Origin of the sequence: Pararhizobium sp. A13 (assembly GCF_040126305.1) — a bacterium.
In the GTDB taxonomy this organism is placed as follows: Bacteria; Pseudomonadota; Alphaproteobacteria; order Rhizobiales; family Rhizobiaceae; genus Pararhizobium.
The window spans coordinates 2,212,206-2,236,622 of sequence record NZ_CP149510.1; the positions used below are offsets into that span (position 1 = coordinate 2,212,206).

A 24,417-nucleotide genomic window follows, 5' to 3' on the forward strand; every position below is an offset into this window, starting at 1 on the left:
AGCCTCTCGCCTGCAAAGGCGGGACGCGGCCGCTATTAGATTTAGAATAGGGCCGGGTGGGCAGATTGACGTCTCTCCTGCTGTCACGAAAGAACGTGGCCGTCCTTATCCCGCATGTCTCTCGTCAACGGCGCAACCGTCCCGCCATGGGAGGAGCGTCTTTGCCCGGTAAAATCTCTACAGTGTCAACCGTGCCCGGGCGCGAAGCCCTCGATCCCCGTGGCCCTGAGAGCATGAAGCCCATGCGGTGGCACCCGTGCGCAGCTGTTTTCCCGATATACACGACCATCGGTGCCGGCATCACTTGCCGACGTCGTCTTTCTTGACCGAAAAACCAGAGATGAACTACAACGGGTTTGCAGCTGCAGTTCAGGCCTGCCCGCAGATGCGCACCATCATTTCCGCGCGGCTCACGTAGCACCTTCAGACAGGTGGCTCGCGTGCCCGGCGCACTGATCAGGAGCCGGGTTGCACATGTTCGATATCCTATTGCGCAGCGTGGCGATCGGCCTTGGCGGCACGGTTCTCATGGATCTCTGGGCCATTCTGCTGTCCTTCTTGCCCGGTCAGCGACGGCCGAACTGGGCGCCGGTCGGGCGGTGGTTCTGGCATCTCCGCTCCGGAAAGGTCTTCCACGAGGATATCGGCAAGGCCCCACCCTATGAGCATGAACTGGCCCTGGGGTGGCTCGGCCATTATGCCGTCGGCATCCTCTACGGCATTCTTCTGATCGTCTTCACGGGCCCATCCTGGCTTGCTGCGCCGACATTTCTGCCGGCCTGGATCCTCGGCATCGCCACCGTCGGCGCGGGCTGGTTCTTGCTGCAGCCGGGTCTCGGGCTCGGCTGGGCGGCTTCGAGACTGCCGAATGCCAACCAGGTGCGTGCGCTCAACCTCCTCGCCCATACGATCTTCGCGGCGGGCATGTTCGGGACGGCCCTTCTCATCCGCTAGGGACGAGGAAAAGTGCGAAGCGGTTTTCCTCCGGCGTCCAGCTCCGATCCAGGACGATTTCTCCCGGCTGCGATTAACGTGCTATGGCTTCGTGCACCGCCGTTCGAGGACATGCATTGAAAAAGATAGACGACCTGATCGCCTCCGCCAAAAGCATCCACGACCGCTACAAGGCCGGCCGCATGGAGCGCGAAACCGTACGCGAATGGGCCCTTGGCCTTGGCGAATACCCGCCGCCCTATGCCGCCCCGATGCGCGAGGCTGCGGCCTGGTTCAAGCCGGTGCGCGACATGGAGCTGGATGCGTTGAAAGCCGCCGATATCGAGAAGCTAAGGGCGATTGTCGAGGCGCATCGGCCGGATTTCAAGGCTGAATGAAAAGGCTTGCTCTTTTCGGCGGCGCGCTTGCGGCAGCCGCGCTGCTGCTTTTGCTGCTCTCCGGTTTCGGCGATGTTCCCTGCCAGGATGGAACCTGGAATGAAGCCCGGCAGACCTGCGTCCCCGATTGATATCAGCGCGCCAAACGGCAAGCGTGGGGAATGAAAAAGGGCCGGTCAGATCGACCGGCCCTTTTTCGCAGGCATATCGAAAGCGGCGGCGGTCAGCCGTCGATGCCGTCGAACACTTCGCTGGCCTTGCCGGCAGAGACGCGGCGAACCTCGGCCTCCTCGCGGCGGCTCGAAAAAAGCTCGGTCGCCATCAGCTGGTCGGCGAGATCGGCCGGCAGCGAGAGGATGACGCGGCCTTCCTCGGTATGGATGCCGCCGAGCGACGAGCGCTTGGCCGTGATCATGCCGCCGGCCACCGTGTTGTTGGTGTCGGGGTCGATCAGGATGAAGGCGCCGGTGGTGCGGTTCTGCTCGTAACTATCGAATACGGCCTGCTCGTCGAAGGAGAGGTGCACCTTGCCGATGGCGTTCATGGCGAGCGCATCGGTGTGGTGGTTCCACTTGCCGCTTTTCAGGTCAAGCAGGCTGGAAGGCTGCACCGTGACGCGCTGGCGGCGCGAGCCGCTTTTCAGCCAGTAGCGCTTGCCGGGCTGGATACCGTCCGACTGCAGGGCAACGAGCTGCGCATCGAAGGCAAGGCCCGTCTGCGGCTGGCTTTCGAGTGAAACGATCATATCGCCGCGCGAAACATCGACCTGACGGTCGAGAACCAGCGTGATCGCGTCGCCCGCGACGGCGGCGTTGCGCACCAGGTCGAAGGTGACGATCTTGGTGACGTTGGCAACCATGCCCGACGGCAGGATGACGACCGAATCGCCAGGCTTCACCGAGCCGCCGGCAACCGTGCCCTGGTAGCCGCGAAAGCTTTCGCCAGGACGCGAGACGCGCTGGACTGGCAGGCGGAAGCCGACGGTCTGTGCGGAGCGGACAGTCGCCAGTTCCAGCACTTCGACCAATGTCGGGCCGTCATACCAGGGCATGGAAGCCTTGCCGTCATAGACGACGTTTTCGCCCTTCAGCGCCGAAACCGGGATTGCGGTGATCTGGCGAACGCCGAGCGAAACGGCCAGTTCCTTGAAGTCATGCGAGATCTGGTCGAAGCGGGCACGGTCGTAGCCGGTCAGATCGATCTTGTTGACGGCCAGAACGAACTGCTTGATGCCCATCAACGAGGCGATGGTCGCATGGCGGCGGGTCTGTTCGAGCAGGCCGGTGCGGGCATCGACCAGCAGCACGGCGAGATCGGCTGTCGAGGCGCCGGTTGCCATGTTGCGGGTATATTGCTCGTGGCCGGGGGTGTCGGCGACGATGAAAGAGCGCTTGTCGGTGGCGAAATAGCGATAGGCGACATCGATGGTGATGCCCTGTTCGCGCTCGGCCTGCAGACCATCGAGAAGCAGCGCGAAATCGGGCAGGCCGAGATCGTTCTGCTTGCCACTGTCACGGCGCAGCGTCGCTGCCTGGTCTTCCTTGACGGCCTTGGTGTCCCACAGCAGGCGGCCGATCAGGGTGGACTTGCCGTCGTCGACGCTGCCGCAGGTGATGAGGCGCAGCGGACGCGTATCGCGCGGCAGGCGCGTGGGCTCGATCGCCGGAAAGGCAGTTACGGTGCCGGTCTTTGCCTCGGCGATTGCGGCTTGAGCGATTGCGGAAACGGTCATCAGAAATATCCTTCACGCTTCTTCTTTTCCATCGAACCGGACTGGTCGCGATCGATGGCGCGGCCCTGCCGTTCGGAAACCGTGGCGATTTCCAGTTCGGCAATGACCTCTTCAAGGTTTGTGGCCTGAGATGGGATTGCGCCCGTCAGCGGAAAGTCGCCGAGGGTGCGGAAACGGATGGAGCCTTCCTTGCGCGTTTCGCCGGGCAGAAGCTCCAGACGCGGGTCCTCGGCCAGGATCATCATGCCGTCGCGTTCGACGTAGGGCCGGTTCTTGGCATAGTAGAGCGGCACCAGCGGAATCTCTTCCACCTGGATGTAGCGCCAGATATCGACTTCGGTCCAGTTCGACAGCGGGAAGGCGCGAACGCTCTCGCCCTTGCGGATCATGCCGTTATAGATGTTCCAGAGTTCCGGCCGCTGAGCGCGCGGATCCCAGCGATGCTCCGGCGTGCGGAACGAATAGATGCGTTCCTTGGCGCGGCTGGCCTCTTCGTCGCGGCGCGCGCCGCCAAAAGCGGCATCGAAACCGCCGGCGTCGAGCGCCTGGCGCAGGCCTTCCGTCTTCATGATGTCGGTGAACAGCGCCGAGCCATGGGAAAACGGCGTGACGTTTTCGGCCGCACCGCGCGGATTGATATGCTCGATGAAGTCGAGATCGTACTTCTTCACGGTCTCGTCGCGAAAGGCGATCATCTCGGCGAATTTCCAGCCGGTGTTGACGTGCAGCAGCGGGAAGGGCACGCGGCCGGGATAGAAGGCCTTGCGCGCCAGGTGCAGCAGCACGGACGAGTCCTTGCCGACCGAATAGAGCATCACCGGCTTGTCGAATTCTGCGGCCACTTCGCGGAAGATGTGGATCGCTTCGTTTTCGAGCGCTTTCAGATGCGGGTCGAGTGGCGTCTTGGCCGTCTGCGGATTGTGCAGTTCCGTTTCCGGAAGGGTATGAGGCATTGCAAGTCTCCGGGAGTGTCTGTGATGCGCCGCGCGGTTTATCGCGCCAGGCTGCTTTGAAGAGGTGTCGATTGCGGAATGGCTGAGGCTGCTGTCTCTGGCACGTGAAGGCCGCATTCACGCTTCTCGTCGTTTTCCCACCACCAGCGGCCGGCCCGTTCGGGCTCGCCCGGCTTGATGGCGCGGGTGCAGGGCTCGCAGCCGATCGAGGGGTAACCGCGGGCATGCAGCGGATTGACCGGGATCGCCTGGCTCTCGACATGGGCGCGGATCGTCTCGATATCCCAGTCGGCCAGCGGATTGATCTTGATCAGGCCACGGTCGAGGTCGGCCTCGGCAAACGGCGTATCGGCACGATTGCCCGACTGGCCGCGGCGCAGGCCGGTGATCCAGAAGGATGCCCCTTCGAGTGCGCGCGCAAGAGGCTTCACCTTGCGCGCGCCGCAACAGGCGTGCCTGGCTTCGACGCTGTCGTAGAAACCGTTCATGCCGTATTTTGCAGCGAAGGCGTCGATGTCGTCCTGCTCAGGGTAAAAACGCTTGATCAGGATGCCGTAGGTTTCTTCGGTCTCGTCGATCAGCGCGACGGTCTCGTTGAAGAGGCGGCCGGTCTCGAGCGTGGAGACTTCGATGCCGAGCTTGGCCGAGCCGATCGCGGCGGTGATCACCTGATCCTCGATGCCGAGGCTGGTGGTGAAGACGACCTTGCCCTCGAGGCCGGCAACCAAAGCCAGCCGGCCTCCGAGATCGAGGCTTTCGAGTTGCTTGTTCAGCGCCGAGGCGCGATTTTCGAGTGACGCGGATGTCATGGGAGGAAATCCTGGTTCTGTTGTCCCGGAATATCGCAGCCCTCTATGACAAAAGACAGAAAAACAGATTTCTAAACTCGGCGGATCAGAGCAAATATCTCTCCGAAGCGGAAAATTCTAAGAAAACCTAGTAATTTAATAGATTATTCCTGCTGCCGCCAAGCCGGCGGATAGAGCGCCCTACGACGCCGGGCCACGGAAGGGGCTCCCTCATTCAAGAAGTATTGATTTCCCCTTTTTCGGCCGCCGATCCAGCCTGCGTTGATCGTGTGTCGCAAGAAAGGAGACGTGAGATGGATGGAACATTTCTCGCGCGCGTTTTTGCGGGCGGCCTGATCGCGATGATGTTTGCCGCCGGCGCCTATGCCCATCACGGCTGGTCCTGGGCCGAGGCCGACCAGATCGAGCTCAAAGGCACGATCCGCGAAATCTCGATGGCGCCGCCGCATCCGACGCTGCATGTCGCCACGGAAACGGACGGCGTCTGGCTGGTCGAACTGGGCAACCCCTGGCGGACCGAACAATCGGGCTTCATCGAGGGCGCGGCCAGGATAGGCGACCCGATCGTCGCCCTCGGCAATCGCTCGCTCGATCCCGAGGAAAAGAGAATGAAAGCCGTGCGGATCACCGTGTCGGGCAAGGTCTACGACATCTATCCGGAGCGGATACGGACGAATTGATGAGCGGGCCGGATCTGCTGCAATGGCTGGCGGGATGGCCGGGCGCGGCGTTCTTGCGCCGCTCCAGTGCCGCCTATCTCTTTGTGAATGCCGCGCATATCCTCGGCATCGGGCTCATCCTCGGTGCCATCCTGCCGCTTGATCTGCGGCTGATGGGCCTCGTGCGCGCGCCGCCCGTCGCAGCGGTCGGACCCTTCCTGTCGCGTGCGGCCGCCTGTGGCGTCGTGCTTGCTGTTCTTTCCGGTTTTTGGCTCTTTACCGTGCGCCCGGTCGCTTACATCGGCAATCAGGCCTTTCTCATCGAGATCGCACTGCTTGCCGCCGCGATCGCCAATCTCGGCTTCCTGCATATGAGCGGCGCGTGGCGTGCCGTCGCATCTGGCGCTCCCGCAGGCGGTGTCGTCCGGTTCTGTGCCTTCCTGTCCTTTTCCCTCTGGCTCGCCGCGCTGCTTGCTGGCCGCTGGATCGGCTTTCTGTAATCGCTCAGTTACGGTTTGGTGGTGATTTCAAAAAATATGATAGAAATAATCCAGTTTTTATTCGTATTAACTTGACAAAATAACTCATCTTAAAATAGGCCTCGGTCGTTCATATTTCTGGGGTACTTCCAATGACGATCACCATCACAGCAACCGACGTGAATGCCGACGGCACAGGCATCAACCTTCTCACCTATCTCACCGGTTTCGCGAACGATTTCGTGGCATCCGGGCGCGGCCAGTTCAGCGGCGCCGACGGGATTTCCGGTGAGGAATACGCTGCCACCGACTCTTCGGGCTATGGCGTCGTGTTCGACGCTGATGACACGGCGTGGAGCTACAGCATGACGACGCATACCGTCACCGGCAGCCTCGATGCCGTGACCTTCGGCTCCGACGTCACGCTCGACACGACGACGCGCACGTTCACGCAGACGACCGAGGTCTCGATCAGCGGCCTCGATATCGACGACAGCAGCCTGGCGGAAGGCATTCGCGGCGAACTGACCGGCTCGACGACCACTCTGCTGCTCGAATACCTCGAGACCGACTCGCTGGTTTTCGAGGGAAGCTCCGGCAACGACGTTTTCCGCGGTTACGACCATGCCGACAGGCTCAAGGGTGCCGATGGCAACGATACGCTCGTCGGCGGCGGCGGAGCCGACACCCTCTTCGGCCAGAACGGCAATGACATCGTCAAGGGCGGCACGGGTAACGACACGATCAAGGGCGGTCTCGGCAACGACAAGATCTACGGCGAGGCCGGCAACGATAAGCTTTACGGGGAAGCGGGCAACGACGTCCTGAACGGCGGCGCCGGCAATGACCGCCTGACGGCGAGCCTCGGCAATGACACGCTGACCGGCGGCACCGGTAGCGACACCTTCCTGTTCGGAACCTCGATCGGGCGCACCGTCATCACCGATTTCTCCGCCGGCAAGACCGTTGCCGACGTTCTCGTCCTTGAAAACAGCGTATTGTCGTCCTTCGCCGATGTGACGGCAAACGCGACGGAAAACTCGCTCGGTGTCACGATCGACTACGGCGACGGCTCGATCGTTCTGAGGGGTGTCGAGCTTGCCGACCTGCACCGCAACGACTTCTTCTTCGCCTGATTGTCAAGCGTAGAATAATGTTCAAACGAAAGGCCGGGCGCTTGTCGTCCGGCCTTTCGGATCATGGGGCTATATCGCGCGCTTCAAGATCGAGGATGATCACACCGTGACCATCCTCGCCGTTGGTCACCAGCGTGAGGATGATTACCACTGAACCCCCGTTACCGGTCGCTCACCGCCCAGCGCGGGTTGACCCACGGTTCCTGGTTGCTGCGCGCCAGCATGCCCTTGCCGAGGATGTGGTCGGCGGCCTTCTCGCCGGTCATGATCGACGGCGCGTTGAGGTTGCCGTAGGTGACGTGCGGGAAGATCGATGAGTCGGCAACGCGCAGGCCATCGACGCCGATGACGCGGGTTTCCGGGTCGACGACGGCCATCGGATCGTTGCGCGAGCCCATCTTGCAGGTGCCGCAGGGATGATAGGCGCTTTCCAGATGCTCGCGCAGGAACGCGTCGATCTGCTCGTCGCTCTGGACCGCTTCGCCCGGCTGGATCTCCGGCCCGCGATAGTGATCGAAAGCCTGCTGACCGAAGATCTCGCGGGTAAGCCGTACGCAATGGCGGAACTTTTCCCAGTCTTCCGGATGGCTCATATAGTTGAAGCGGATGACCGGATCGGCCATCGGCTCGGCCGAGCGCAGCGTGACGTTGCCGCGCGATTTCGACAGGTTGTAGCCGACATGCGCCTGGAAGCCGTGCGTGTTGGCTGCCGCCTTGCCGTCATAGCTGATGGCAACGGGCAGGAAGTGATACTGGATGTCGGGCTGCTTGACGCCCGGGGCCGAGCGCAGGAAGGCGCAGGCCTCGAACTGGTTGGAGATGCCGAGACCCTGCTTGAGGAACAGCCATTGCGCGCCCGCGACCCCCTGCCAGAACCAGGGCAGCCAGGAATAGAGCGAGACAGGCTTGGTCGCGATCTGCTGGAAATAGAATTCCATGTGGTCCTGCAGGTTGGCGCCGACGCCCGGCCGGTCGACCTTCACCTCGATGCCCATGTCCTGCAGATGCTGGGCCGGGCCGATGCCGGAGAGCATCAGCAGTTTCGGCGAGTTGAAGGAGGAGGCCGAGACGATCACTTCGCGGTTGGCTTTCACCACCTCGATCTTGCCACCCCGATCGATCTCGACACCAACGGCGCGGCCGTTCTCGATGACCAGCTTGCGGGCGAAGCAGCGGACGAGTTCAACGTTCGGCCGCTTCATCGCCGGCTTCAGATAGGCATTGGCAGTTGACCAGCGGCGTCCCTGCCAGACGGTCTGCTCCATATGGCCGAAGCCTTCCTGCTTGGAGCCGTTATAATCGTCGGTCAGCTCGAAACCGGCCTGCTTGCCGGCCTCGACGAAAGCGTGAAACAGCGGGTTCTTCAGCGGTCCGCGTTTGACGTGCAGCGGGCCGTCCGTGCCGCGCCAGCCTTGCTCGCCGCCCTGCGAGGTTTCCTGCCGCTTGAAATAGGGCAGCACGTCGGCATAGGCCCAGCCTTGCGCGCCAAGCTCCTCCCAGCGGTTGAAGTCTTCGGCATGGCCGCGCACATAGACGAGCCCGTTGATCGAGGACGAGCCGCCGATCACCTTGCCGCGCGGGGCGGTGATGCGCCGGTTGTTGAGGTTCGGCTCAGGCTCCGAGAGGTAGCCCCAGTTATAGCGCTTCATGCTCATCGGCCAGGCAAGTGCTGCCGGCATCTGGATGAACGGCCCAAAATCCGAACCGCCATATTCCAGCACCATGACCGTGTTCTTGCCGTCCTCGGAGAGACGGTAGGCGAGGGCGGAGCCGGCGGAGCCCGAACCGATGATGATGAAGTCTGCCTGTTGCATTTTCTTTCCCCAGTAATTGTTGGGCCGTCATTCCTGTGCTCGTCACAGGTATCCAGCCAAGCGGCGTCTGCCGCTTGAAAGAGTCTTTGTGCGCCACAGACGCGGCGCTGTTGGATCCCCGGAACTCGCTACGCTCGCCCGAGGATGACGGATAGGGGCCTCTTGCCCTTCCACCCGGACCTGCGGTCCGACCCTCCCCCTCAAGGGGAGGGCCAAATTCGCGAAGGTTACCCCCGCCCGCAGCTTCGCTGCGACCTCGCCCCTCAAGGGGGAGCAAAGATCAATACGGCGACTCGACCTTCCCCATCGCCACGTAGACGCTCTTCAGTTCCGTGTAGTGATTGAGCGCCGCCAGCGAGTTCTCCCGCCCGAAACCGGACTGCTTCGAGCCGCCGAACGGCACCTCGACCGGCGCCAGATTGTAAGTGTTGATCCACAGTGTGCCGGCTTCCAGCTGATCGACCACACGGTGTGCGCGGGTGAGGTCCGAGGTGAAGACGCCGGCCGAAAGGCCGAACTCGCTGCCGTTGGCCCGGGCGATCACCTCGTCTTCGCGTTCGAAGTCGAGCACGCACATGACCGGTCCGAAGATTTCCTCGCGGGCGATCGTCATCTCGTCGGTGACGTCGGCAAAGACGGTCGGCTGAATATAGGTGCCCTCGGAGGGCACCGAATTCGGAATGCCGCCGCCGGTCAAGAGCGTCGCACCCTCGGCCTTACCCTTTTCGATATAGGAGAACACCTTGTCGAGCTGCGCGCGTGAGACCATCGGCCCGAGCTGCGTTGCCTCGTCCATCGGGTCGCCGATGACGATCTTTTCGGTGCGCTCCTTCAGGCGCGACAGGAACTTGTCCTTGATGCCCTTCTGCACGAAGACGCGCGTGCCGTTCGAGCAGACCTGGCCGGTCGAGTAGAAATTGCCGAGCATCGCGCCGCCGATGGCGCTTTCGAGATCGGCATCGTCGAAGACGATCAGCGGCGACTTGCCGCCGAGCTCCATCGTGACGTGCTTCAACTGCGCGGCCGCGGCACCCGCCACCTTACGGCCGGTCTCGACCGAGCCGGTGAGCGACACCTTGGCGACGTCCTTGTGGTTGACGAGCAACGGCCCCGTCGTCCGGTCGCCCTGGATGACGTTGTAGAGCCCCTTCGGCAGGCCGGCTTCATGGAGGATCTCGGCGATCTTCAACGCACCGAGCGGCGTGTTTTCCGACGGCTTGAACACCATGGCATTGCCCGCGACCAGCGCCGGTGCGCCCTTCCAGCAGGCGATCTGCTGCGGATAGTTCCAGGCGCCGATGCCGACACAGACGCCGAGCGGCACGCGCTTGGTGAAGGCAAAATCGCCGCCCAGCGGGATGTAGTCGCCGTTAAGTGCCGCCGCTGCCACGCCGCCGAAGAATTCGAACGCATCCGCGCCCGAGGTCGGGTCGGCGACGATGGTTTCCTGGATCGGCTTGCCTGTGTCGAGCGTTTCAAGTTCGGAAAGCTCGCGGTTGCGCTCGCGCATGATCTCGGCAGCGCGCTTGAGGATGCGGCCGCGCGCCGTCGGGCTCATCGCCGCCCACTCAGGTTGGGCGCGCTTGGCCGCCGCAATCGCCTTTTCGACGATGCCGGGGGTCGCCGCATGCAGCCGGGCGATGACTTCGCCGGTCGCCGGATAGATGCTGTCGAAGGCGGTGCCGTCGATATCCTCGACGTATTCGCCGTCGATGAAGTGGGAGGCTGGCGGTTGGGCTTTCATCTTATTCCCCTCGCGGAAAGCGTTTGGATTCTTCGAGATTGTCGAGATTCATGTGGTTGCGCATGTAGCGCTCGGATGCCTTCTGCAGCGGCTGATGATCCCACGGGTAATAGGCACCATTCCGCAGTGCCTCGTAGACCACCCAGCGCCGTGCCTGGCTCTGGCGGACGGCGGCGTCAAAGGCTTCCATGTCCCAGCGCGCCTCGCGCATCTGCCGGAAGGCCTCGAGCGTCGCTTTGATCACCGGACCGGCCGGATCCCTGGCAAGATTGGTGAGTTCCAGCGGATCGGCATCGAGATCGAAAAGCTGGTCCGGATCGAGCGCGCAATGGACATATTTCCACTTGCCCTCGCGGATTGAGACGAGCGGCGCGTAGGACCCTTCCGCCGCATATTCCATCAGCACCGGTGTGATGCGCTCGGCACCGTTGATGACCGGCAGCAGGCTCTCGCCGTCCGTCCAGGGCATGATTTCATCCATCGAGATGCCGGCGAGATCGCAGAGGGTCGGCGTGACATCAAGGTTGGACGTCGGCGTCAGATGCAGGCCGGGGGTGACGCCAGGCCCGGCGATCATCAACGGCACGCGGGCAGAGCCTTCGAAGAAGTTCATCTTGAACCACAACCCGCGCTCGCCGAGCATGTCGCCGTGATCCGAGCAGAACAGGATCAGCGTGTCGTCCAGCATTCGCGTCCGGGTCAGCGTGTCGATCAGTTCGCCGACCTTCTCGTCGAGATAGGAGATATTGGCGAAATAGGCCTGGCGCGAACGGCGGATGTTTTCCTCCGTCAGGGCGAAGCTCTCGTAGTCGCAGGCGAGCATCAGGCGCTGCGAATGCGGGTCCTGTTCCTCAAGGGCAATCTCGCCGACCTCTGGCAGAAGTTGGTGGCAGTCGTTGTAGAGATCCCAGAATTTGCGGCGCGCCACATAGGGGTCGTGCGGATGGGTGAACGAGACGGTCAAGGCCCATGGGCGGCGGGCCTCGTCGCCCTGCTCGCGTGACAGCTGATAGAGCTTCTGGTTGGCGAGGAAGGCAACCTCGTCGTCATACTCCATCTGGTTGGTGATTTCGGCCACGCCCGCGCCGGTGACGGAGCCGAGATTGTGATACCACCAGTCGATCCGCTCACCCGGCTTGCGATAGTCCGGCGTCCAGCCGAAATCGGCCGGGTAGATGTCGGTCGTCAGCCGTTCCTCGAAGCCATGCAGCTGGTCGGGGCCGACGAAATGCATCTTGCCGGACAGCGCCGTATAATAACCGGCCCGACGCAGGTGATGCGCATAGGTCGGGATCGAGGAGATATATTCGGCCGCATTGTCATAGACCTGCGTGCGGCTCGGCAGCTGCCCGGCCATGAACGAGGCGCGGGCAGGGGCGCAGAGCGGCGAAGAGGTGTAGTTGTTGCGGAAACGCGCCGAGCGTTTGGCGAGCGCCTTCATCTGCGGCGCGTGCAGGAACTCCGCCGGGCCGTCGGGAAAGAACTTTCCGTTCAGCTGGTCGACCATGATGATCAGGATATTCGGCCGGCGAGCGGTCATGCGGCATGTCCTTGTGCGGAAAGAGCAGTCAGATTGAGCGTTATGTAGTCGTCGGTCAGCGCGATCGAAGCTTCAGCCGTGACCGGCGAGGAACCGAGCGCGCGTCGAATATAGAGCCCGTCGATCATGGCTGCCGCACCTTCGGCGACGCGCACCGCGTTATCCGCGTCACAAAGCGCTTTCAGGTTGGCAAGGAGATTGGAGCGCAGCCGACGGGCATAGATGACGAGGAAGCGGCGGGTTTCCTCCGACCGCTGGGCTTCGGAATAAAAGGCGAGCCAGGCGGCGATCGTTTCCGGCGCGAACTGGTCGGCCTGGAAGGAGACGCGCACGAGGGCCGACAACCGTTCGCGCGCGGTCTTCGCCGCCTGGAGTGCCGTCACCGTATCGTCGCGCAACTGCTTCAGAAGAGAGCGGATCGTCTCGATCAGCAGCTGTTCCTTGCTGCCGAAATAGTGATGCGCCAGTGCTGCCGAAACGCCGGCGTTGCGGGCGATGTCGGACATGGTGACCGACAGCGTGCCCTGATCGCCGATCACGCGAAGCGCAGCATTCACCAGCGCCTTGCGGCGCACCGGTTCCATCCCGATTTTCGGCATCTTCTATCCCTCTGATGAGGGCAGTGTATTTTTGATTGATCCGTCAATCAATAAAAATATTCCAGATCTTTCCCTTTGATTTCAGCGTAGAATGTTGCTCTATTCACGCTTGAACGATCATCCGTAAGTAATTGGAGGTTGCGTCATGGCTCAGGCATTCGACCCGACGGGAAAACTGGTTGCCAGCGAGAAATGGGGATGGTTCGTGGCACTCGGCGTGCTGATGATCATGATGGGCGGCATCGCTTTCGGCAACGTGCTCGGTGCCACCGTCGCCTCCGTCTACTATGTCGGCATCATCATGCTGGTGGGTGGCATGCTGCATCTCGCCCAGGCATTCCGCGTCAAGGGCTGGGAGCGCGTGCTCTACTGGAGCCTGAGCGGTGCCTGTTACACCGTCGCGGGCGTTTTCGCCCTTCTCAATCCGCTCTTGGCGTCGGCGATCCTCACCTTCCTGATGGCGGTCGCGCTGATGGTCGCCGGTGCCTTCCGTATCTGGTCCGCCTTCAATCTGCGGCCGCTCAAGGGCTGGGGATGGATTGCCCTTGGCGGCGTGGTCACAGCACTTGCGGGCCTCGTCATCGCTGCCGGCTGGCCGGTCAACAGCCTCTGGATCCTCGGTCTGTTCCTCGCGATCGATCTCGTCATGCAGGGTCTTGCACTCATCGCGTTTGGTGTTCTCGCCAGGGGCTGACGGTGTTTTTGCCGTTGGAAGAGGTGGTTGTCTCTTGCGGTTAACTCTCGCCATTCATTGAATTTTCACAAAACTGTCATGCTGGGGAAACGGAAAATTTAAGCCTCGGACGTGATGGTTTACGCGACCATGTCCGCTTCCGGAGTTCGCGCATGTCCGCCGCTGAAATGCTGTCCCTGCGCCGCTTCGGCGACGACCAGATCGTCAACCTGGCCAAGCTCGCGATCGAAAACGCCTTCCAGCCGATCGCCGAAATCGCCACGGGCGCCGTCTTCGGTTACGAAACCCTGATGCGTGGCTTCGAACGGCTGGGCTTCAAGTCGCCGCTCGAACTGCTCGACAAGGCGGAGGCGGCGGGGCAACTCGTGGCGCTGGAGCACATGATCAACACCCGCGCCTTTGCCGGCTTCGCCAGCCTGCCGGATTTCGCCTCGCGGACCTTGTTCGTCAATTTCGACAGCCGCCTGATCGGGCTGGAGGGCGATCTCGTCGAGCGGCTCGGCAATCACCTGAAGCGCGCCAACATCCCGCCGTCGTCGATCTGTTTCGAGCTGTCCGAGCGCTTCGACAGCAGCAAGATGCCGGATTTTTCAGGCCTCGTGAAACGCCTGCGGCTTGCCGGCTTCAAGCTGGCGATCGACGATTTTGGCGTTGGGTTCAATGGGCTGAAGCTGCTCTGCGACCAGCCGGTGGACTACGTGAAGATCGATCGGCATTTCATCTGCGGCATCGAAGCCAACCCGCGCAAGCGCCACATTGTGCGCCACACCGTCAATACCGCCCATGTGCTCGGCACCCGGGTCATTGCCGAGGGCGTCGAGACGGAAGCCGAATTCGCCACCTGCCGCGATCTTGGCTGCGATCTCGTCCAGGGATATTTCGTCGCCCGCCCGACTGTGCATTTCGCCGATCTGCAGCCGACCTATCCGCATTTGGAGCAGAGCGCCGGCGCCCGCCGCCAATCTATCTCGCTCGACAGCATCCTTATCCGCAAGCAGATCGAGCAGGTTCCGGCGCTGCGCGAGAACGACGATCTGGATTCGGTGTTCGAACTGTTCCGCCGCTCGCCGCAGCGCAGCTTCTTTCCGGTGCTCAACGCCAATGGCGAGCCGCGCGGCGTGCTGCACGAATACCACGTCAAGGAGATGATCTATCATCCCTTTGGCCGCGACCTCTTGAAGAACCATATGTACCAGCGCCACATCTCGCATTTCGTCAGCCCGGCGCCGATAGCCGATCTGGAAACGCCGGCCGACGAGATGCTGAAGATCTTTGCCGGCATGGACGGCAGCGACTGCGTCATCCTGACGGAGAACATGCGCTATGCCGGCGTGCTGTCCGCCTCCTCGCTTCTGAAGATCATCAGCGAAAAACAGCTGAAGACGGCGCAGGAACAGAACCCGCTCACCGGGCTTCCGGGCAACCGCGCGATCCGCGACTACGTGCACGACGCGGTGCTCGACGGCGATGAGGCCCGCTATTTCTGCTATTGCGACTTCGACAGCTTCAAGCCTTTCAACGATCACTACGGTTTCCAGAAAGGCGACCTCGCCATCTCGCTGTTTGCAGCCTTGATGCGCCGGCATTTCATCGGCGAGGAAAAGTTTCTGGGCCATGTCGGCGGCGACGATTTCTTCATCGGCGTCCGTGGCTGGACGCAGGAGGAGGTGGGCGCTGTGCTGACGCGGGTTCTTTCCGAGTTCCGCAGCGACGTCCGCCAGCTCTATTCGCACGAACACCAGCAGGCGGGCTACATGACCGGCCATGGCCGAGGTGGCGAAACGACGATCTTCCCGCTGATGCGCTGCTCGATCGCGGTGCTGATCCTGCCGGAAGGTTTCGTTTTTTCCGATGCCCAGGCTGTCAGCGCCCGCATCGCCGAAATCAAGAGCCGTGCCAAGGAAAGCGACGATGGATTGGTCTTCGACACGTTTGGTGGCGTGGCGCTCTGATTGCCGGTGGCGCTGAAGAGAAAACGGGCCGGAACCCATCATGGATTCCAGCCCGTTTCTGCATGAGCCCAAAGCGTCTAGCCGCGATCAGGAAAACTCATGCGACGATCTGCGCGTCACTGCGTCAACGGCGTGACGGCCGTTGCCTGATGCTTCTTGCCGATCATCTCATAGGCGATCGTAACCTTTTCGCCGACCTTGAGGCCCGGGTTCCTGAAGTTGGCCGGCAGCATGTAGCGGGTGCCGTTCTTCAGCGTCAGCGTCATCGCCTTGGTGTCGAGGGCGCGGATGGTGCCGGTCGTGGTGCTGGCCGCGAAAGCGGCTGACGAAAGGGAGATTGCGGAGATGAGGGTCAATGAGGTCAGAAGAGCACGCATGGGTGTCGTCCTTGTAAAGGTCCCTGTGTACGGACCGATCGTCATGAAACCGTCCGGAGTTCGTCGCGTCGCGGCTGGGAGGGCCGCCGGCGTCTCCCGGTTTCGAGGATGACGCTAGACCCGGTTTCTGCACCGTTCAAATTAAAGAAACTTAATTTTTCCACAACCTTGGATGGCTCAATTTTGCCACGATGCGGCGCCGCATTCGTGCGTCGCTATCGTTTTGCCGTATTGTTTGATTGCGGCCGTGCCCGCTGTCGGCGGTCAAAACACAGCTTTGCCCTTCTCTCCCTGCGCGCTAGATAACCGGTAGTCATGCAAACGAGGAGAAGACCGTGACCCTGCCGACCGAAATGACCTATGTCGATCTTCCGTCTCCCGGCGGGCCGGAAAAGATGGTGCTGGCGCGCGGGCCGCTGCCGCAAATCAAGCCCGGCGATATCCTGATCCGGGTCGAGGCTTCCGGCGTCAATCGCCCGGACGTGCTGCAGCGGCAGGGCCACTATCCGCCGCCGCCGGGCGCAAGCCCGATCCTCGGGCTTGAGGTCGCCGGCGAAGTGGTGGCAATCGGCGAGGGTGCCGAGGGCTTCACGGTCGGAGACAAGGTCTGTGGCCTTGCCAATGGCGGCGGTTATGCCGAGTTCTGCGCCCTGCCGGCGACGCAGGCCCTGCCTTGGCCGAGGGGCTATGACGCGGCGCGCGCAGCAGCCTTGCCGGAAACCTTCTTCACGGTCTGGGCCAATGTCTTCCAGATGGCCGATCTGGTGGAAGGCGAAAAGATCCTCATCCATGGCGGTTCGAGCGGTATCGGCACCACGGCCATCCAGCTTGCCCGCTCCTTCGGCGCCGAGGTCTTCGTCACCGCCGGAGCCAAGGACAAGTGCGACGCCTGTGTCTCGCTCGGTGCCAGGCGGGCGATCAACTACCGCGAAGAGGATTTCAAGGCGGTCATCCTCGAGGAGACCGGCGGCCACGGCGTCGATGTCATCCTCGATATGGTTGGGGCACCCTATTTCGATCGCAACATCGCCTCGCTCGCCAAGGATGGTCGCCTGTCGATCATCGCCTTCCTCGGCGGCGCCACGGTGGAGAAGGCCAATATCGCCCCGATCCTCGCCAAGCGCCTGCACGTCATGGGCTCGGCCATGCGGCCCCGCACGGCGGTCGAGAAGGAGGCGATCCGTGACGAACTGCTGGACAATGTCTGGCCGCTCCTGGACGAGGGCGACGTCGCCCCGGTCATGCACGCTGTGGTGCCGTTCTCGAATGTTTCCGAGGCGCATCGCCTGATGGAGGCCGGCGATCACATCGGCAAGATCGTCATGACGTTCTAAAGTCTAAGGCCGCCTGCCTTGCAATCCGGGCGAATCAGACTACCTTCAAGTCATCTTCAACGTAAAGAAAGGAAGGTGATCCAGTGTCTAATGAGCTTTCGAACCTCGTAACGGACATGGGAATTGTGGTGGCAGAAACGAGGCAGCCCTCGATCTGAACCCAGCCTTCCTGCGGGTCGCACCTTCAAAGGATGTGGTCCGGGCCTGTTACCTGGCTAAAACTCATGGAGGGCCGCCCTGTGCGGCCCTTTTTGTTGCATGCAAAGTAAACCTCCATGCCAACAAATATGCCCGCAAGCGGCGATATAAGGGGTACCACTTTTGGGCACGCGGATATTTCGTCTCGACGACGGGCTAGAATGAGCAGATCGTCAGACAATACATCCGCAATCAGGAAAAGGCCGACAAAGCTTCCGACTTTGCCGACCTCTTCAAGCGTAGCTACTAAGCGCTAACAAAACCACTTCTAGTGGTTCAAGCGCTGCGTTTCAAACCTCCACCTCTGGTGGAGGTCATGACTTTGTCTGCGTACAAATCCGCCGCGGTCATCTCAAAGCGTCTCACCCGGCTCCGGCGACGCAGAGAAATCGAGCGGATAGCGTATGAAGATAGTGCCCTCGTGGACGGCATAGGGAACTATGAAGCCATAGCGAGGTTCCACCAGTTCGCGGATGTCATCGCGAAGGGTCCTTCGCCCCATATGTGGATGCTCGGCAACCGGCCGTATTGTCTTGGATATCTGTGTCGCAACCGACTTGTAGCCGCGCGGGTTTTTAAGGCGAAGCCATTCCTTGAGATCATCAAGATCCTGTAGGGCATGAGAGGTAAATCGTATCCTCATCGAAAGGGACAGGGATGTCGGTCCCGGACGGGGCTTTTCGGCGTCGCCGCCCCAACTTTCCAGCCAGTCCAGCACTTCGTCGCCATCGAGGGATTGGCCTTGCTTCGCATCCCTCGTGGCGGCATCCATGTCGGAGAGCCAGCGCAGCTGGTTGTTGACATAGGTGTCGATGGCATCGTTGACGATGAGCGATCGCGAACGTCCCGTCTGCTCGGCCAGGGACTCAATTTGAGCCTCCAGATCTTCCGGCACATCGATCAAAAGTCTTTTTAGCGGTTGTGGCATCCTGTCTCCGTACGGATTCCAGACCCGATCCTAACATAGTTTTTCGGGCCGCATCTGAAAACCTCCAGCTCTCACAGACCGAACCGTCCCAACGCCGGTATCTTCACCGCCGGACGCAGCGCGTCGATGCCGGCGACCAGTCCCATGAAATGCACTTCCAGACCGCTGCGGGCGCCAACGGAAATCCCGAGCAGGCCGTAAAGCGTCGCATGCATGTCGAGCCCATCGGCGTCGATCGCAAACAGCTTGCCTTCCGGCAGATAGTCGCGTCCGACAGCATCAGGCGGTAACACGACGCCCAGTTCCGGCACGCAACGCAGCACGTGGGCGACGAAGGTGTTGGAGTTCGGCCCCGGCCAGATGCGGTAGGCACCGGGTTTGGCATAAGGGTAGGATTGGATGGCTTTCTCGATTTTCGGGATCAGCCTCGCCGCTTCCTCGCCCTTTACGCTCACGACCAGGTGCGGGGTATTGGAATACCATCTGGCATCTGCCGGGTAGCCATTGCGCCGAATGGGCGAACCCCAGCCGACCTTGTCATAGCGGTTATAGGCTGTGCCTCCCCGTTCCTTGGTGACGATCCAGGCGTGGCTGGCGACAGCGCCCTTCATGCCGCCGGTGGTGGCGGAGAAAATGTAGATCGACGCCTCCTTGTCGTCGCTCGGGCTCGGCAGGATATTGGCCGACGACCAATCCGCTTCCCGCCAGTTTCCCGGTCTTTCCTTGACATACCACCATCCCGCCGAAGCAAGCGCCGGCAGCAGATAGACGAACAGGATGGCGAGAAGCAGCTTGCGAAGAAATTTCATGGGCGGGTCCGGGTTTTGTGTTGCGCGATCTTGGTCTAAAGACACGGGCAGAAATTGGATTTTTGAGGGCATGAGCATGTCGAACCCGGTACTTGTCGAAGTCACCCGCGGCAGTTTGGTGGAGAGCCGTCATCGCGGCACGGTGATTGCCGTCGATAGCGCCGGTAAAACCATCTTTTCGTTGGGCGACGCCGATGCGGCGGTCTTCCCGCGCTCGGCCTGCAAGGCGATGCAGGCCCTGCCACTGATGGAGACGGGGGCAGCCGACGCCTACGGGTTCGGCAACAAGGAACTGGCGCTCGCCTGTTCGTCGCACAATGGCGAACCGGAGCACGTGGCCCTGGCCGCCGCGATGCTGGCGGCCGCCGGCAGGGACGTCTCGGCGCTCGAATGCGGTGAACACTGGTCGTTCAGTCAGGACACGATCATCAGCCAGGCCCGGTCGCTCCAGCATCCGACACAACTCCACAACAATTGCTCCGGCAAACATGCCGGCTTCGTCTGCGCCTGTTGCCACGGCGGCCAGGAGACCGCCGGCTATGTCACCTACGATCATCCGTTGCAGCGCGAAATCCGCGGCGTGATGGAAGGCCTGACCGGGGCAGCGCTCGCGCACGACAATTGCGGTATCGATGGCTGCTCGATCCCGACCTATGCGGTGCCGCTCAAGGGCCTGGCGCACGGCTTTGCCAAGATGGCGACCGGCAACGGGTTGGAACCGGTTCGCGCCAGGGTGTCGAAGCGGCTGATCGAGGCCTGCATGGCCGAGCCCTTCTATGTCGCTGGGACGAGACGCGCCTGCACTCGCCTGATGAAGACCGCGCCCGGCCGCATCTTCGCCAAGACCGGTGCCGAAGGCGTGTTCTGCGCTGCCATCCCGGAAAAAGGCATCGCGATTGCGCTCAAGTGCGAGGATGGCACCACCCGCGCCGCCGAAGTCATGGTCGCCGCCACGCTTGCCCGTTTCTTTACCGACGAGCCGGAACTGCAGGCCAGCCTGATGGCGCAGGCCAATTATGCGATGCGGAACTGGAACGGCATCCATGTCGGCGATGTCCGGGTGACCGGAGCCTTCGCCGCCTGATCCTGTTCATGCCTCGATGATCCGGATGGTTTTCTGCCGGTAAGGGGTGATGACATCGTCCGCCATACTGGCGGGAACGATCAGTCCTGCCATCGCTTCGATGCCGGCGATATGGTGCGGCGAGACGGCACCGAACTTCTCCTCCGTCAGGAGCGCGATGGTTTCGGCCGCTTGTGCCGCAATGGCACGCTTGATGGCCGCTTCCTCATAGTCGCCGGTCGAGAGCCCATGGGCGGGATGGATCGCGGTCGCGCCGAGGAAGAAGATGTCGGGGCGAAGCATGCCGATTGCTGCGAGCGCCGCAGCACCCGTCGCCACCATCGAGTGCTTGTAGAGATTGCCGCCGATCAGGATCACGTCCGCCCGGTGTTTTTCCAGAAGCGCAGCAATTGCCGGGCTGTGTGTCGCGATCGTCAGCTTCATGTCGCGGGGCAGGGCGCGCACGATCTCCGCATTGGTAGTGCCGCCATCGAGGAAGACAAGTTGCTCGGCCCGCACCAGTTCCGCTGCCTTGCGCCCCAGACGTTTCTTGACATCGGCAGAGATCGTCAGCCGGGCTTCCAGATCCGGCAGCGGCGGCGCGACCGGCAGCGCGCCGCCATGCACCCGCTTCAGAAGACCGGCTGTCGCCATGTCGCGCAGATCGCGCCTGATCGTGTCTTCCGAGAGGTTCAGTTCCGCCGCCAGTTCACCGGCTACCACTTGCCCGTCATTGGCAAGCCTTGCGGAAATCAGCGCTCGCCGTTGCGAAGTCAGCATTTCAGTCCCCAAATCATTCTTGACTCTTCACGATATTGCATGTTTTATCACGATATATCCAGATAAAATAGGAAATTCCGTGCATTTGTGGAGGAAAACATGCTTATTCTGATTGCTGGCCCTTATCGTTCCGGCACCGGCGACGACCCCGAGAAGATGGCGGCAAACCTCAAGCGCCTGGAAGCGCCGGCGCATGCGCTGTTTCAGGCGGGGCATGTGCCGATGATCGGCGAATGGGTGGCGCTGCCGGTCTGGCATGCCGCCGGCGGCCGTGAGGTCGGCGACGATCTCTATGAGGAGATCTTTCATCCGGTCGCCGGGCGGCTTCTGCAACTCTGCGACGCTGTTCTGCGCTTGACCGGCGATTCCAAGGGAGCGGACAATGATGTCCGGATCGCGCGGGAGCGCGGAATTCCCGTCTATTATCGGCTGGAAGACGTGCCGGGCTGCGCGGTAACCACAATGGCGTGATCGGCGTTGAACCGGCTGGCAAACAACCGGCGCGATTGTTATCACTTGCGCCGGGAAAAAGCCGGCCTGTCGCCGGCGAAGGATGGAGAATGAGATGCTGAAGCTTTATTTCACGCCGGCCACCTGCTCGCTCGCCTCACATATCGCGCTTGAGGAATCCGGCGCACGTTATGAAGCGCAAAGCGTTGATTTCTCAAAGCAGGAGCAGCGCTCGCCCGATTTCCTGCGCGTCAATCCGAAAGGCCGGGTGCCGACGCTGGTGACGGATCGCGGCGTGCTGACCGAAACCCCGGCCATCCTCGCCTATATCGGCCAGAGCTTTCCGGGATCGCCGATCGGCGTGCCGTCAGATCCGTTCGAGTTTGCCCGTATCCAGTCCTTCAACGCCTACCTCTGCTCGACCGTGCATGTCGCCCACGCGCACAAGCGCCGCGGTAGCCGCTGGGCCGACGATCCGGCGGCAATCGAGGCAATGACGCTGAAGGTTGCGAGCAACATGAGCGACTGTTTCGATCTGATCGAAAGCGTGTTCGCCGGTCCTTGGGTGATGGGTGAGACCTATTCGATCGCGGACCCCTACCTGTTCACGCTCGCCGGATGGCTGGAGGGGGATGGCGTCGACCCCACGCGCTTCCCGAAGGTCTTCGATCACCGCCAGCGCATGGCCGAGCGTCCGGCCGTCAAGAAGGTTTTGAGCGCCATCAACGCCTGAGTTTACAGGCTGTCAGGGCCATCGAAACTTGCCGCAAGCCGCTTCGGCGCCTTTTGCCGCCAGGCGGCCATCAGCCTTTGCGTCAGGTCCTGATCGCTGATGACGCCAAGGCGGACCAGCATGGCCGGCCACCCCTTGTAGTGGTCGGTCTCGAAATAAAGATTGGGCGCCAGTTCGATCAGCATTTCCTTTTCCTCAAGCGCGCACATCACGACCAGGATGCCCGCCTCCTTGATGCGCACGAAACTCTTGCCCCGGACAGCAAGGGCAGCCGTCCCGTAACACGTGCCGATCGTAAACTCCGGAAGGCCCGCCGCTTGGGCGAGCCTCACGATCCGCTCGAATTCCGTCTCCTGGTTGCTGGTCATGATCTCGCTCGCGATATCTGACAGCTTCGAATGAAACGACACGCAAGGCAAGCGTCAGGCGCTGCAGGTCTCTCCCGGGACTTGGCGCGTCATGCGGACGGCAGGGCCGGGAAAGGGCAGGTCGCCCAGTTCACGCGCGTCCATGCGGGCGATGTCCGGGTGGCGCAGCGGGTCGGAAATCCAGGCCGTGTCCGTGTCGCCCACAGGCGAGGAGCGGGGAAGCAGCTGGTCGAGTATGGAGAAAATCTTCAACATGGCGTCACCATCCTTCTTCGGTGAGACCATAATTCTCCGGCATGGAACAATTTTCAATTGAGATTGCCACGACGGTATTATAGAAAAACTATATGAAGGATCTGAACGCCGTTCACCTCAATGGATTGCGAGCCGTCGAAGCGGCGGGCCGTCTCGGCTCGCTACAGGCCGCGGCTGAGGAGCTGGGCGTCACCATCGGCGCCGTCAGCCAGCAGATCATCAAGACGGAGAAACAGCTCGGCCGCATCCTTTTCGAGCGCAGCCCGCGCGGCCTCGTGGCGACGCTTTTCAGCGAGAGCTTCCTGCCACGCCTCACCAGCGGTTTCGAAACGCTCGATCAGGCGGTTGCCTCGGCCCGCAGGCGCGACGAGACGATCCTGACGATCTCGGTTGCCCCGGTTTTCGCGGCGCGCTGGCTCGTTCACCGGTTGGATCATTTCACCGAGAAACACCCCGATATCCGCCTGCGCATCGATGCGACGACGGCTCTCGCCAATCTCGAAACCTCCGGCGTCGATGTCGGTATCCGCGTCGGCTCGGGCAACTGGCCAGGGGTGAGGGCCGAATTGCTGCTGGAACAGGAAATCTTTCCGGTCTGCTCGCCGGCCATTGCAGAAAAACTGAAGGAGCCGAAGGATATTCTGGATATTCCGGCCGTCATCGACGGCCGCTCCATGTTCAGTTGGGAGACCTGGCTGCGCGACGTCGGTCTTTCCGGAAAACAGATGACCGCACGGCACGTCTTCAACGACGCCTCGCTCTGCCTGGATGCCGCGATTGCCGGTCAGGGCGTCATGCTCGCCTGGCAGACGCTGGCCGGTTATTCGATCGTCGAGGGGCGGTTGGTGGTGCCATACCCCGTCCGGGTGAAGACGGGGTTCGCACATTATTTCGTAACCCCGCCGTCACGCCGCGAAACGAAGACGGTTTCCGCCTTCAAGCAGTGGGTGCGCGCCGAGATTGCCGAGAGCATGCAGCGCCTCGGTTTTGCCTGAGCACGGCGTCAGGCGGCTTCCGCCTCCTTGCGCCGTCCGGCCATCATTTTCTCGAAGGCCGGCCGTGCATGGCAGCGACTGAGCCAGGCTTTGACCCTCGGATGCCTGTCGAACAGGTAGGTCTCGCTCATGGCATAGCGCAGCACTTCCGCTAGGTTGAGATCGGCGACGGTGAAGCGGTTGTCGACGACGTAATCCTGCGTTTGCAGATGCGCTTCCAGCCGTGCCAGCGGCCTTTCCAGCCCCTTGACCGATGTTTCGATGATCGCTTTGCCTTCGGGCGTATTTTCCCGGGCATTGTCATAGGCCAATACGATCTTGACGGTGTGGGGCTCGACCTCGGTTGCTGCCCAGAGCGTCCAGGCCAGCATCTGTCCTTCCTCGCGCAGATCGGAACCGGCGAGCGGACCGCCATGCTTGCGGGCGAGATAGAGGTTGTTGGCAAGCGATTCCGTCAGCACCAGTCCGTCATCGTCGATCGCCGGGATCAGGCCCATCGGGTTGACGGCGAGGAAGGAGGGCGATTTGGTGCTGAGCCGGGCCTCGCGCGCCAGCGGGTCGGCAAGCAGCCGCGCCTGGATGACCGGCACGGATTTGAACGGGATACCCAGTTCCTCCGCCATCCAGTAGTTGCGCGAGGCACGCGAGCAGTAAACGCCATAGATCGTCAGCATGGTTGTTCCCC

General features: G+C 61.9%; 27 protein-coding genes and 1 pseudogene. 14 read left to right on the forward strand and 14 right to left on the reverse strand.

What is annotated here, in order from left to right; translation table 11 throughout:
• Positions 1-474 precede the first annotated feature (474 nt).
• The 3 genes from WI754_RS10680 to WI754_RS10690 all read left to right on the forward strand — a co-directional run bounded on the left by WI754_RS10680 (position 475) and on the right by WI754_RS10690 (position 1,462).
• Positions 475-954, forward strand: coding sequence for a DUF2938 domain-containing protein (locus WI754_RS10680; RefSeq protein WP_349433326.1), 480 nt, complete (start codon positions 475-477; stop codon positions 952-954).
• Positions 955-1,070: 116 nt separating this feature from the next.
• Positions 1,071-1,331: a hypothetical protein gene (locus WI754_RS10685; RefSeq protein ID WP_349433328.1), complete on the forward strand. Its 261-nt coding sequence runs from the start codon at positions 1,071-1,073 to the stop codon at positions 1,329-1,331.
• Positions 1,328-1,462, forward strand: coding sequence for a hypothetical protein (locus WI754_RS10690; protein ID WP_349433329.1), 135 nt, complete (start codon positions 1,328-1,330; stop codon positions 1,460-1,462). Before WI754_RS10685 ends, WI754_RS10690 begins: the two co-directional genes overlap by 4 nt.
• A 92-nt stretch (positions 1,463-1,554) precedes the next feature.
• Here WI754_RS10690 and cysN read toward each other — a convergent pair whose 3' ends face one another.
• The 3 genes from cysN to WI754_RS10705 are packed head-to-tail and all read right to left on the reverse strand — an operon-like array spanning position 1,555 to position 4,825.
• Positions 1,555-3,063: a sulfate adenylyltransferase subunit CysN gene (gene cysN, locus WI754_RS10695; RefSeq protein ID WP_349433330.1), complete on the reverse strand. Its 1,509-nt coding sequence runs from the start codon at positions 3,061-3,063 to the stop codon at positions 1,555-1,557.
• Positions 3,063-4,016, reverse strand: coding sequence for a sulfate adenylyltransferase subunit CysD (cysD, locus tag WI754_RS10700; protein ID WP_349433331.1), 954 nt, complete (start codon positions 4,014-4,016; stop codon positions 3,063-3,065). The genes cysN and cysD overlap by 1 nt, the downstream gene beginning before the upstream one ends.
• A gap of 38 nt (positions 4,017-4,054) precedes the next feature.
• On the reverse strand, positions 4,055-4,825 hold the full coding sequence (locus WI754_RS10705) for a phosphoadenylyl-sulfate reductase (RefSeq protein WP_349433332.1): 771 nt from the start codon (positions 4,823-4,825) through the stop codon (positions 4,055-4,057).
• A gap of 293 nt (positions 4,826-5,118) precedes the next feature.
• On the opposite strand from WI754_RS10705, the gene WI754_RS10710 reads away from it, so the two are divergent.
• The 4 genes and pseudogenes from WI754_RS10710 to WI754_RS10725 all read left to right on the forward strand — a co-directional run.
• A complete protein-coding gene (locus WI754_RS10710; RefSeq protein ID WP_349433333.1) occupies positions 5,119-5,505 on the forward strand; it encodes a DUF6152 family protein in 387 nt (128 codons plus the stop codon).
• A complete protein-coding gene (locus WI754_RS10715; RefSeq protein ID WP_349433334.1) occupies positions 5,505-5,984 on the forward strand; it encodes a DUF2214 domain-containing protein in 480 nt (159 codons plus the stop codon). The genes WI754_RS10710 and WI754_RS10715 overlap by 1 nt, the downstream gene beginning before the upstream one ends.
• Before the next feature lie 131 nt (positions 5,985-6,115).
• Positions 6,116-7,099, forward strand: a complete 984-nt coding sequence (locus tag WI754_RS10720; RefSeq protein ID WP_349433335.1) for a hypothetical protein — start codon at positions 6,116-6,118, stop codon at positions 7,097-7,099.
• Positions 7,100-7,133: 34 nt separating this feature from the next.
• A pseudogene (locus WI754_RS10725) lies at positions 7,134-7,253 on the forward strand (type II toxin-antitoxin system RelE/ParE family toxin); the annotation flags it as partial.
• Positions 7,254-7,260: 7 nt separating this feature from the next.
• Here the strand turns inward: WI754_RS10725 and betA are convergent.
• The 4 genes from betA to betI form a co-directional block, all read right to left on the reverse strand.
• The gene (gene betA, locus WI754_RS10730) at positions 7,261-8,913 is read right to left on the reverse strand and encodes a choline dehydrogenase (RefSeq protein WP_349433337.1); all 1,653 of its coding nucleotides are present in this window, start codon (positions 8,911-8,913) and stop codon (positions 7,261-7,263) included.
• A 280-nt stretch (positions 8,914-9,193) separates the two neighbouring features.
• Positions 9,194-10,657 carry a betaine-aldehyde dehydrogenase gene (gene betB / locus WI754_RS10735; RefSeq protein ID WP_349433338.1) on the reverse strand — a complete coding sequence of 488 codons (1,464 nt, stop codon included), beginning with the start codon at positions 10,655-10,657 and terminating at the stop codon, positions 9,194-9,196.
• Position 10,658: 1 nt separating this feature from the next.
• Positions 10,659-12,197: a choline-sulfatase gene (betC, locus tag WI754_RS10740; RefSeq protein ID WP_349433339.1), complete on the reverse strand. Its 1,539-nt coding sequence runs from the start codon at positions 12,195-12,197 to the stop codon at positions 10,659-10,661.
• Entirely contained in the window at positions 12,194-12,796 is a 603-nt protein-coding gene (gene betI / locus WI754_RS10745; RefSeq protein ID WP_349433340.1) for a transcriptional regulator BetI, read from the reverse strand. Before betI ends, betC begins: the two co-directional genes overlap by 4 nt.
• A gap of 145 nt (positions 12,797-12,941) precedes the next feature.
• Here betI and WI754_RS10750 point away from each other — a divergent pair, with 145 nt between their 5' ends.
• Together WI754_RS10750 and WI754_RS10755 are read left to right on the forward strand one after the other, a co-directional pair.
• Positions 12,942-13,490 carry an HdeD family acid-resistance protein gene (locus WI754_RS10750; protein WP_349433342.1) on the forward strand — a complete coding sequence of 183 codons (549 nt, stop codon included), beginning with the start codon at positions 12,942-12,944 and terminating at the stop codon, positions 13,488-13,490.
• Positions 13,491-13,642: 152 nt separating this feature from the next.
• Positions 13,643-15,442, forward strand: a complete 1,800-nt coding sequence (locus WI754_RS10755) for an EAL domain-containing protein (protein WP_349433343.1) — start codon at positions 13,643-13,645, stop codon at positions 15,440-15,442.
• A gap of 116 nt (positions 15,443-15,558) precedes the next feature.
• Here WI754_RS10755 and WI754_RS10760 read toward each other — a convergent pair whose 3' ends face one another.
• Positions 15,559-15,819, reverse strand: coding sequence for a DUF1344 domain-containing protein (locus tag WI754_RS10760; protein WP_349433344.1), 261 nt, complete (start codon positions 15,817-15,819; stop codon positions 15,559-15,561).
• A 335-nt stretch (positions 15,820-16,154) separates the two neighbouring features.
• Here WI754_RS10760 and WI754_RS10765 point away from each other — a divergent pair, with 335 nt between their 5' ends.
• Positions 16,155-17,153 (forward strand): NAD(P)H-quinone oxidoreductase, encoded by a 999-nt coding sequence (locus tag WI754_RS10765; protein ID WP_349433345.1) that lies wholly within the window; start codon positions 16,155-16,157, stop codon positions 17,151-17,153.
• A 550-nt stretch (positions 17,154-17,703) separates the two neighbouring features.
• Here WI754_RS10765 and WI754_RS10770 read toward each other — a convergent pair.
• A complete protein-coding gene (locus WI754_RS10770; protein WP_349437791.1) occupies positions 17,704-18,246 on the reverse strand; it encodes a type II toxin-antitoxin system RelE/ParE family toxin in 543 nt (180 codons plus the stop codon).
• A gap of 104 nt (positions 18,247-18,350) precedes the next feature.
• Positions 18,351-19,088: a DUF3750 domain-containing protein gene (locus tag WI754_RS10775; protein WP_349433346.1), complete on the reverse strand. Its 738-nt coding sequence runs from the start codon at positions 19,086-19,088 to the stop codon at positions 18,351-18,353.
• Between the two features lie 76 nt (positions 19,089-19,164).
• Between WI754_RS10775 and WI754_RS10780 the strand changes: the two genes are divergently transcribed.
• The gene (locus WI754_RS10780; RefSeq protein ID WP_349437792.1) at positions 19,165-20,172 is read left to right on the forward strand and encodes an asparaginase; all 1,008 of its coding nucleotides are present in this window, start codon (positions 19,165-19,167) and stop codon (positions 20,170-20,172) included.
• A gap of 6 nt (positions 20,173-20,178) precedes the next feature.
• On the opposite strand, the gene WI754_RS10785 is transcribed toward WI754_RS10780, so the two are convergent.
• Positions 20,179-20,931, reverse strand: a complete 753-nt coding sequence (locus WI754_RS10785) for a DeoR/GlpR family DNA-binding transcription regulator (RefSeq protein ID WP_349433347.1) — start codon at positions 20,929-20,931, stop codon at positions 20,179-20,181.
• A 99-nt stretch (positions 20,932-21,030) separates the two neighbouring features.
• Between WI754_RS10785 and WI754_RS10790 the strand changes: the two genes are divergently transcribed.
• Positions 21,031-21,402 (forward strand): DUF4406 domain-containing protein, encoded by a 372-nt coding sequence (locus WI754_RS10790; RefSeq protein ID WP_349433348.1) that lies wholly within the window; start codon positions 21,031-21,033, stop codon positions 21,400-21,402.
• 94 nt (positions 21,403-21,496) lie between these two features.
• On the forward strand, positions 21,497-22,114 hold the full coding sequence (locus WI754_RS10795) for a glutathione S-transferase (protein WP_349433350.1): 618 nt from the start codon (positions 21,497-21,499) through the stop codon (positions 22,112-22,114).
• Between the two features lie 2 nt (positions 22,115-22,116).
• Here the strand turns inward: WI754_RS10795 and WI754_RS10800 are convergent, their stop codons facing one another.
• Together WI754_RS10800 and WI754_RS10805 are read right to left on the reverse strand one after the other, a co-directional pair.
• The gene (locus tag WI754_RS10800) at positions 22,117-22,482 is read right to left on the reverse strand and encodes a hypothetical protein (RefSeq protein ID WP_349433351.1); all 366 of its coding nucleotides are present in this window, start codon (positions 22,480-22,482) and stop codon (positions 22,117-22,119) included.
• A 54-nt stretch (positions 22,483-22,536) separates the two neighbouring features.
• Positions 22,537-22,737, reverse strand: coding sequence for a hypothetical protein (locus WI754_RS10805; RefSeq protein WP_349433352.1), 201 nt, complete (start codon positions 22,735-22,737; stop codon positions 22,537-22,539).
• 92 nt (positions 22,738-22,829) lie between these two features.
• Here WI754_RS10805 and WI754_RS10810 point away from each other — a divergent pair, with 92 nt between their 5' ends.
• Complete coding sequence (locus WI754_RS10810; protein ID WP_349433353.1) at positions 22,830-23,732, forward strand: LysR substrate-binding domain-containing protein; 903 nt, start codon at positions 22,830-22,832, stop codon at positions 23,730-23,732.
• Positions 23,733-23,740: 8 nt separating this feature from the next.
• On the opposite strand, the gene WI754_RS10815 is transcribed toward WI754_RS10810, so the two are convergent.
• Positions 23,741-24,406 carry a glutathione S-transferase family protein gene (locus tag WI754_RS10815; protein ID WP_349433355.1) on the reverse strand — a complete coding sequence of 222 codons (666 nt, stop codon included), beginning with the start codon at positions 24,404-24,406 and terminating at the stop codon, positions 23,741-23,743.
• Positions 24,407-24,417: the final 11 nt, after the last annotated feature.

Coding starts and splice junctions, on each gene's coding strand:
- WI754_RS10805 (WP_349433352.1), bottom strand. CDS start 22,737: ATGTTGAAGATTTTCTCCATACTCGACCAGCTGCTTCCCCGCTCCTCG.
- WI754_RS10800 (WP_349433351.1), bottom strand. CDS start 22,482: ATGACCAGCAACCAGGAGACGGAATTCGAGCGGATCGTGAGGCTCGCC.
- WI754_RS10780 (WP_349437792.1), top strand. CDS start 19,165: ATGTCGAACCCGGTACTTGTCGAAGTCACCCGCGGCAGTTTGGTGGAG.
- WI754_RS10690 (WP_349433329.1), top strand. CDS start 1,328: ATGAAAAGGCTTGCTCTTTTCGGCGGCGCGCTTGCGGCAGCCGCGCTG.
- WI754_RS10760 (WP_349433344.1), bottom strand. CDS start 15,819: ATGCGTGCTCTTCTGACCTCATTGACCCTCATCTCCGCAATCTCCCTT.
- WI754_RS10785 (WP_349433347.1), bottom strand. CDS start 20,931: ATGCTGACTTCGCAACGGCGAGCGCTGATTTCCGCAAGGCTTGCCAAT.
- WI754_RS10810 (WP_349433353.1), top strand. CDS start 22,830: ATGAAGGATCTGAACGCCGTTCACCTCAATGGATTGCGAGCCGTCGAA.
- WI754_RS10750 (WP_349433342.1), top strand. CDS start 12,942: ATGGCTCAGGCATTCGACCCGACGGGAAAACTGGTTGCCAGCGAGAAA.
- WI754_RS10775 (WP_349433346.1), bottom strand. CDS start 19,088: ATGAAATTTCTTCGCAAGCTGCTTCTCGCCATCCTGTTCGTCTATCTG.
- WI754_RS10715 (WP_349433334.1), top strand. CDS start 5,505: ATGAGCGGGCCGGATCTGCTGCAATGGCTGGCGGGATGGCCGGGCGCG.
- WI754_RS10710 (WP_349433333.1), top strand. CDS start 5,119: ATGGATGGAACATTTCTCGCGCGCGTTTTTGCGGGCGGCCTGATCGCG.
- betB (WP_349433338.1), bottom strand. CDS start 10,657: ATGAAAGCCCAACCGCCAGCCTCCCACTTCATCGACGGCGAATACGTC.
- betA (WP_349433337.1), bottom strand. CDS start 8,913: ATGCAACAGGCAGACTTCATCATCATCGGTTCGGGCTCCGCCGGCTCC.
- betC (WP_349433339.1), bottom strand. CDS start 12,197: ATGACCGCTCGCCGGCCGAATATCCTGATCATCATGGTCGACCAGCTG.
- WI754_RS10815 (WP_349433355.1), bottom strand. CDS start 24,406: ATGCTGACGATCTATGGCGTTTACTGCTCGCGTGCCTCGCGCAACTAC.
- cysD (WP_349433331.1), bottom strand. CDS start 4,016: ATGCCTCATACCCTTCCGGAAACGGAACTGCACAATCCGCAGACGGCC.
- WI754_RS10720 (WP_349433335.1), top strand. CDS start 6,116: ATGACGATCACCATCACAGCAACCGACGTGAATGCCGACGGCACAGGC.
- WI754_RS10680 (WP_349433326.1), top strand. CDS start 475: ATGTTCGATATCCTATTGCGCAGCGTGGCGATCGGCCTTGGCGGCACG.
- WI754_RS10795 (WP_349433350.1), top strand. CDS start 21,497: ATGCTGAAGCTTTATTTCACGCCGGCCACCTGCTCGCTCGCCTCACAT.
- betI (WP_349433340.1), bottom strand. CDS start 12,796: ATGCCGAAAATCGGGATGGAACCGGTGCGCCGCAAGGCGCTGGTGAAT.
- WI754_RS10755 (WP_349433343.1), top strand. CDS start 13,643: ATGTCCGCCGCTGAAATGCTGTCCCTGCGCCGCTTCGGCGACGACCAG.
- WI754_RS10790 (WP_349433348.1), top strand. CDS start 21,031: ATGCTTATTCTGATTGCTGGCCCTTATCGTTCCGGCACCGGCGACGAC.
- cysN (WP_349433330.1), bottom strand. CDS start 3,063: ATGACCGTTTCCGCAATCGCTCAAGCCGCAATCGCCGAGGCAAAGACC.
- WI754_RS10705 (WP_349433332.1), bottom strand. CDS start 4,825: ATGACATCCGCGTCACTCGAAAATCGCGCCTCGGCGCTGAACAAGCAA.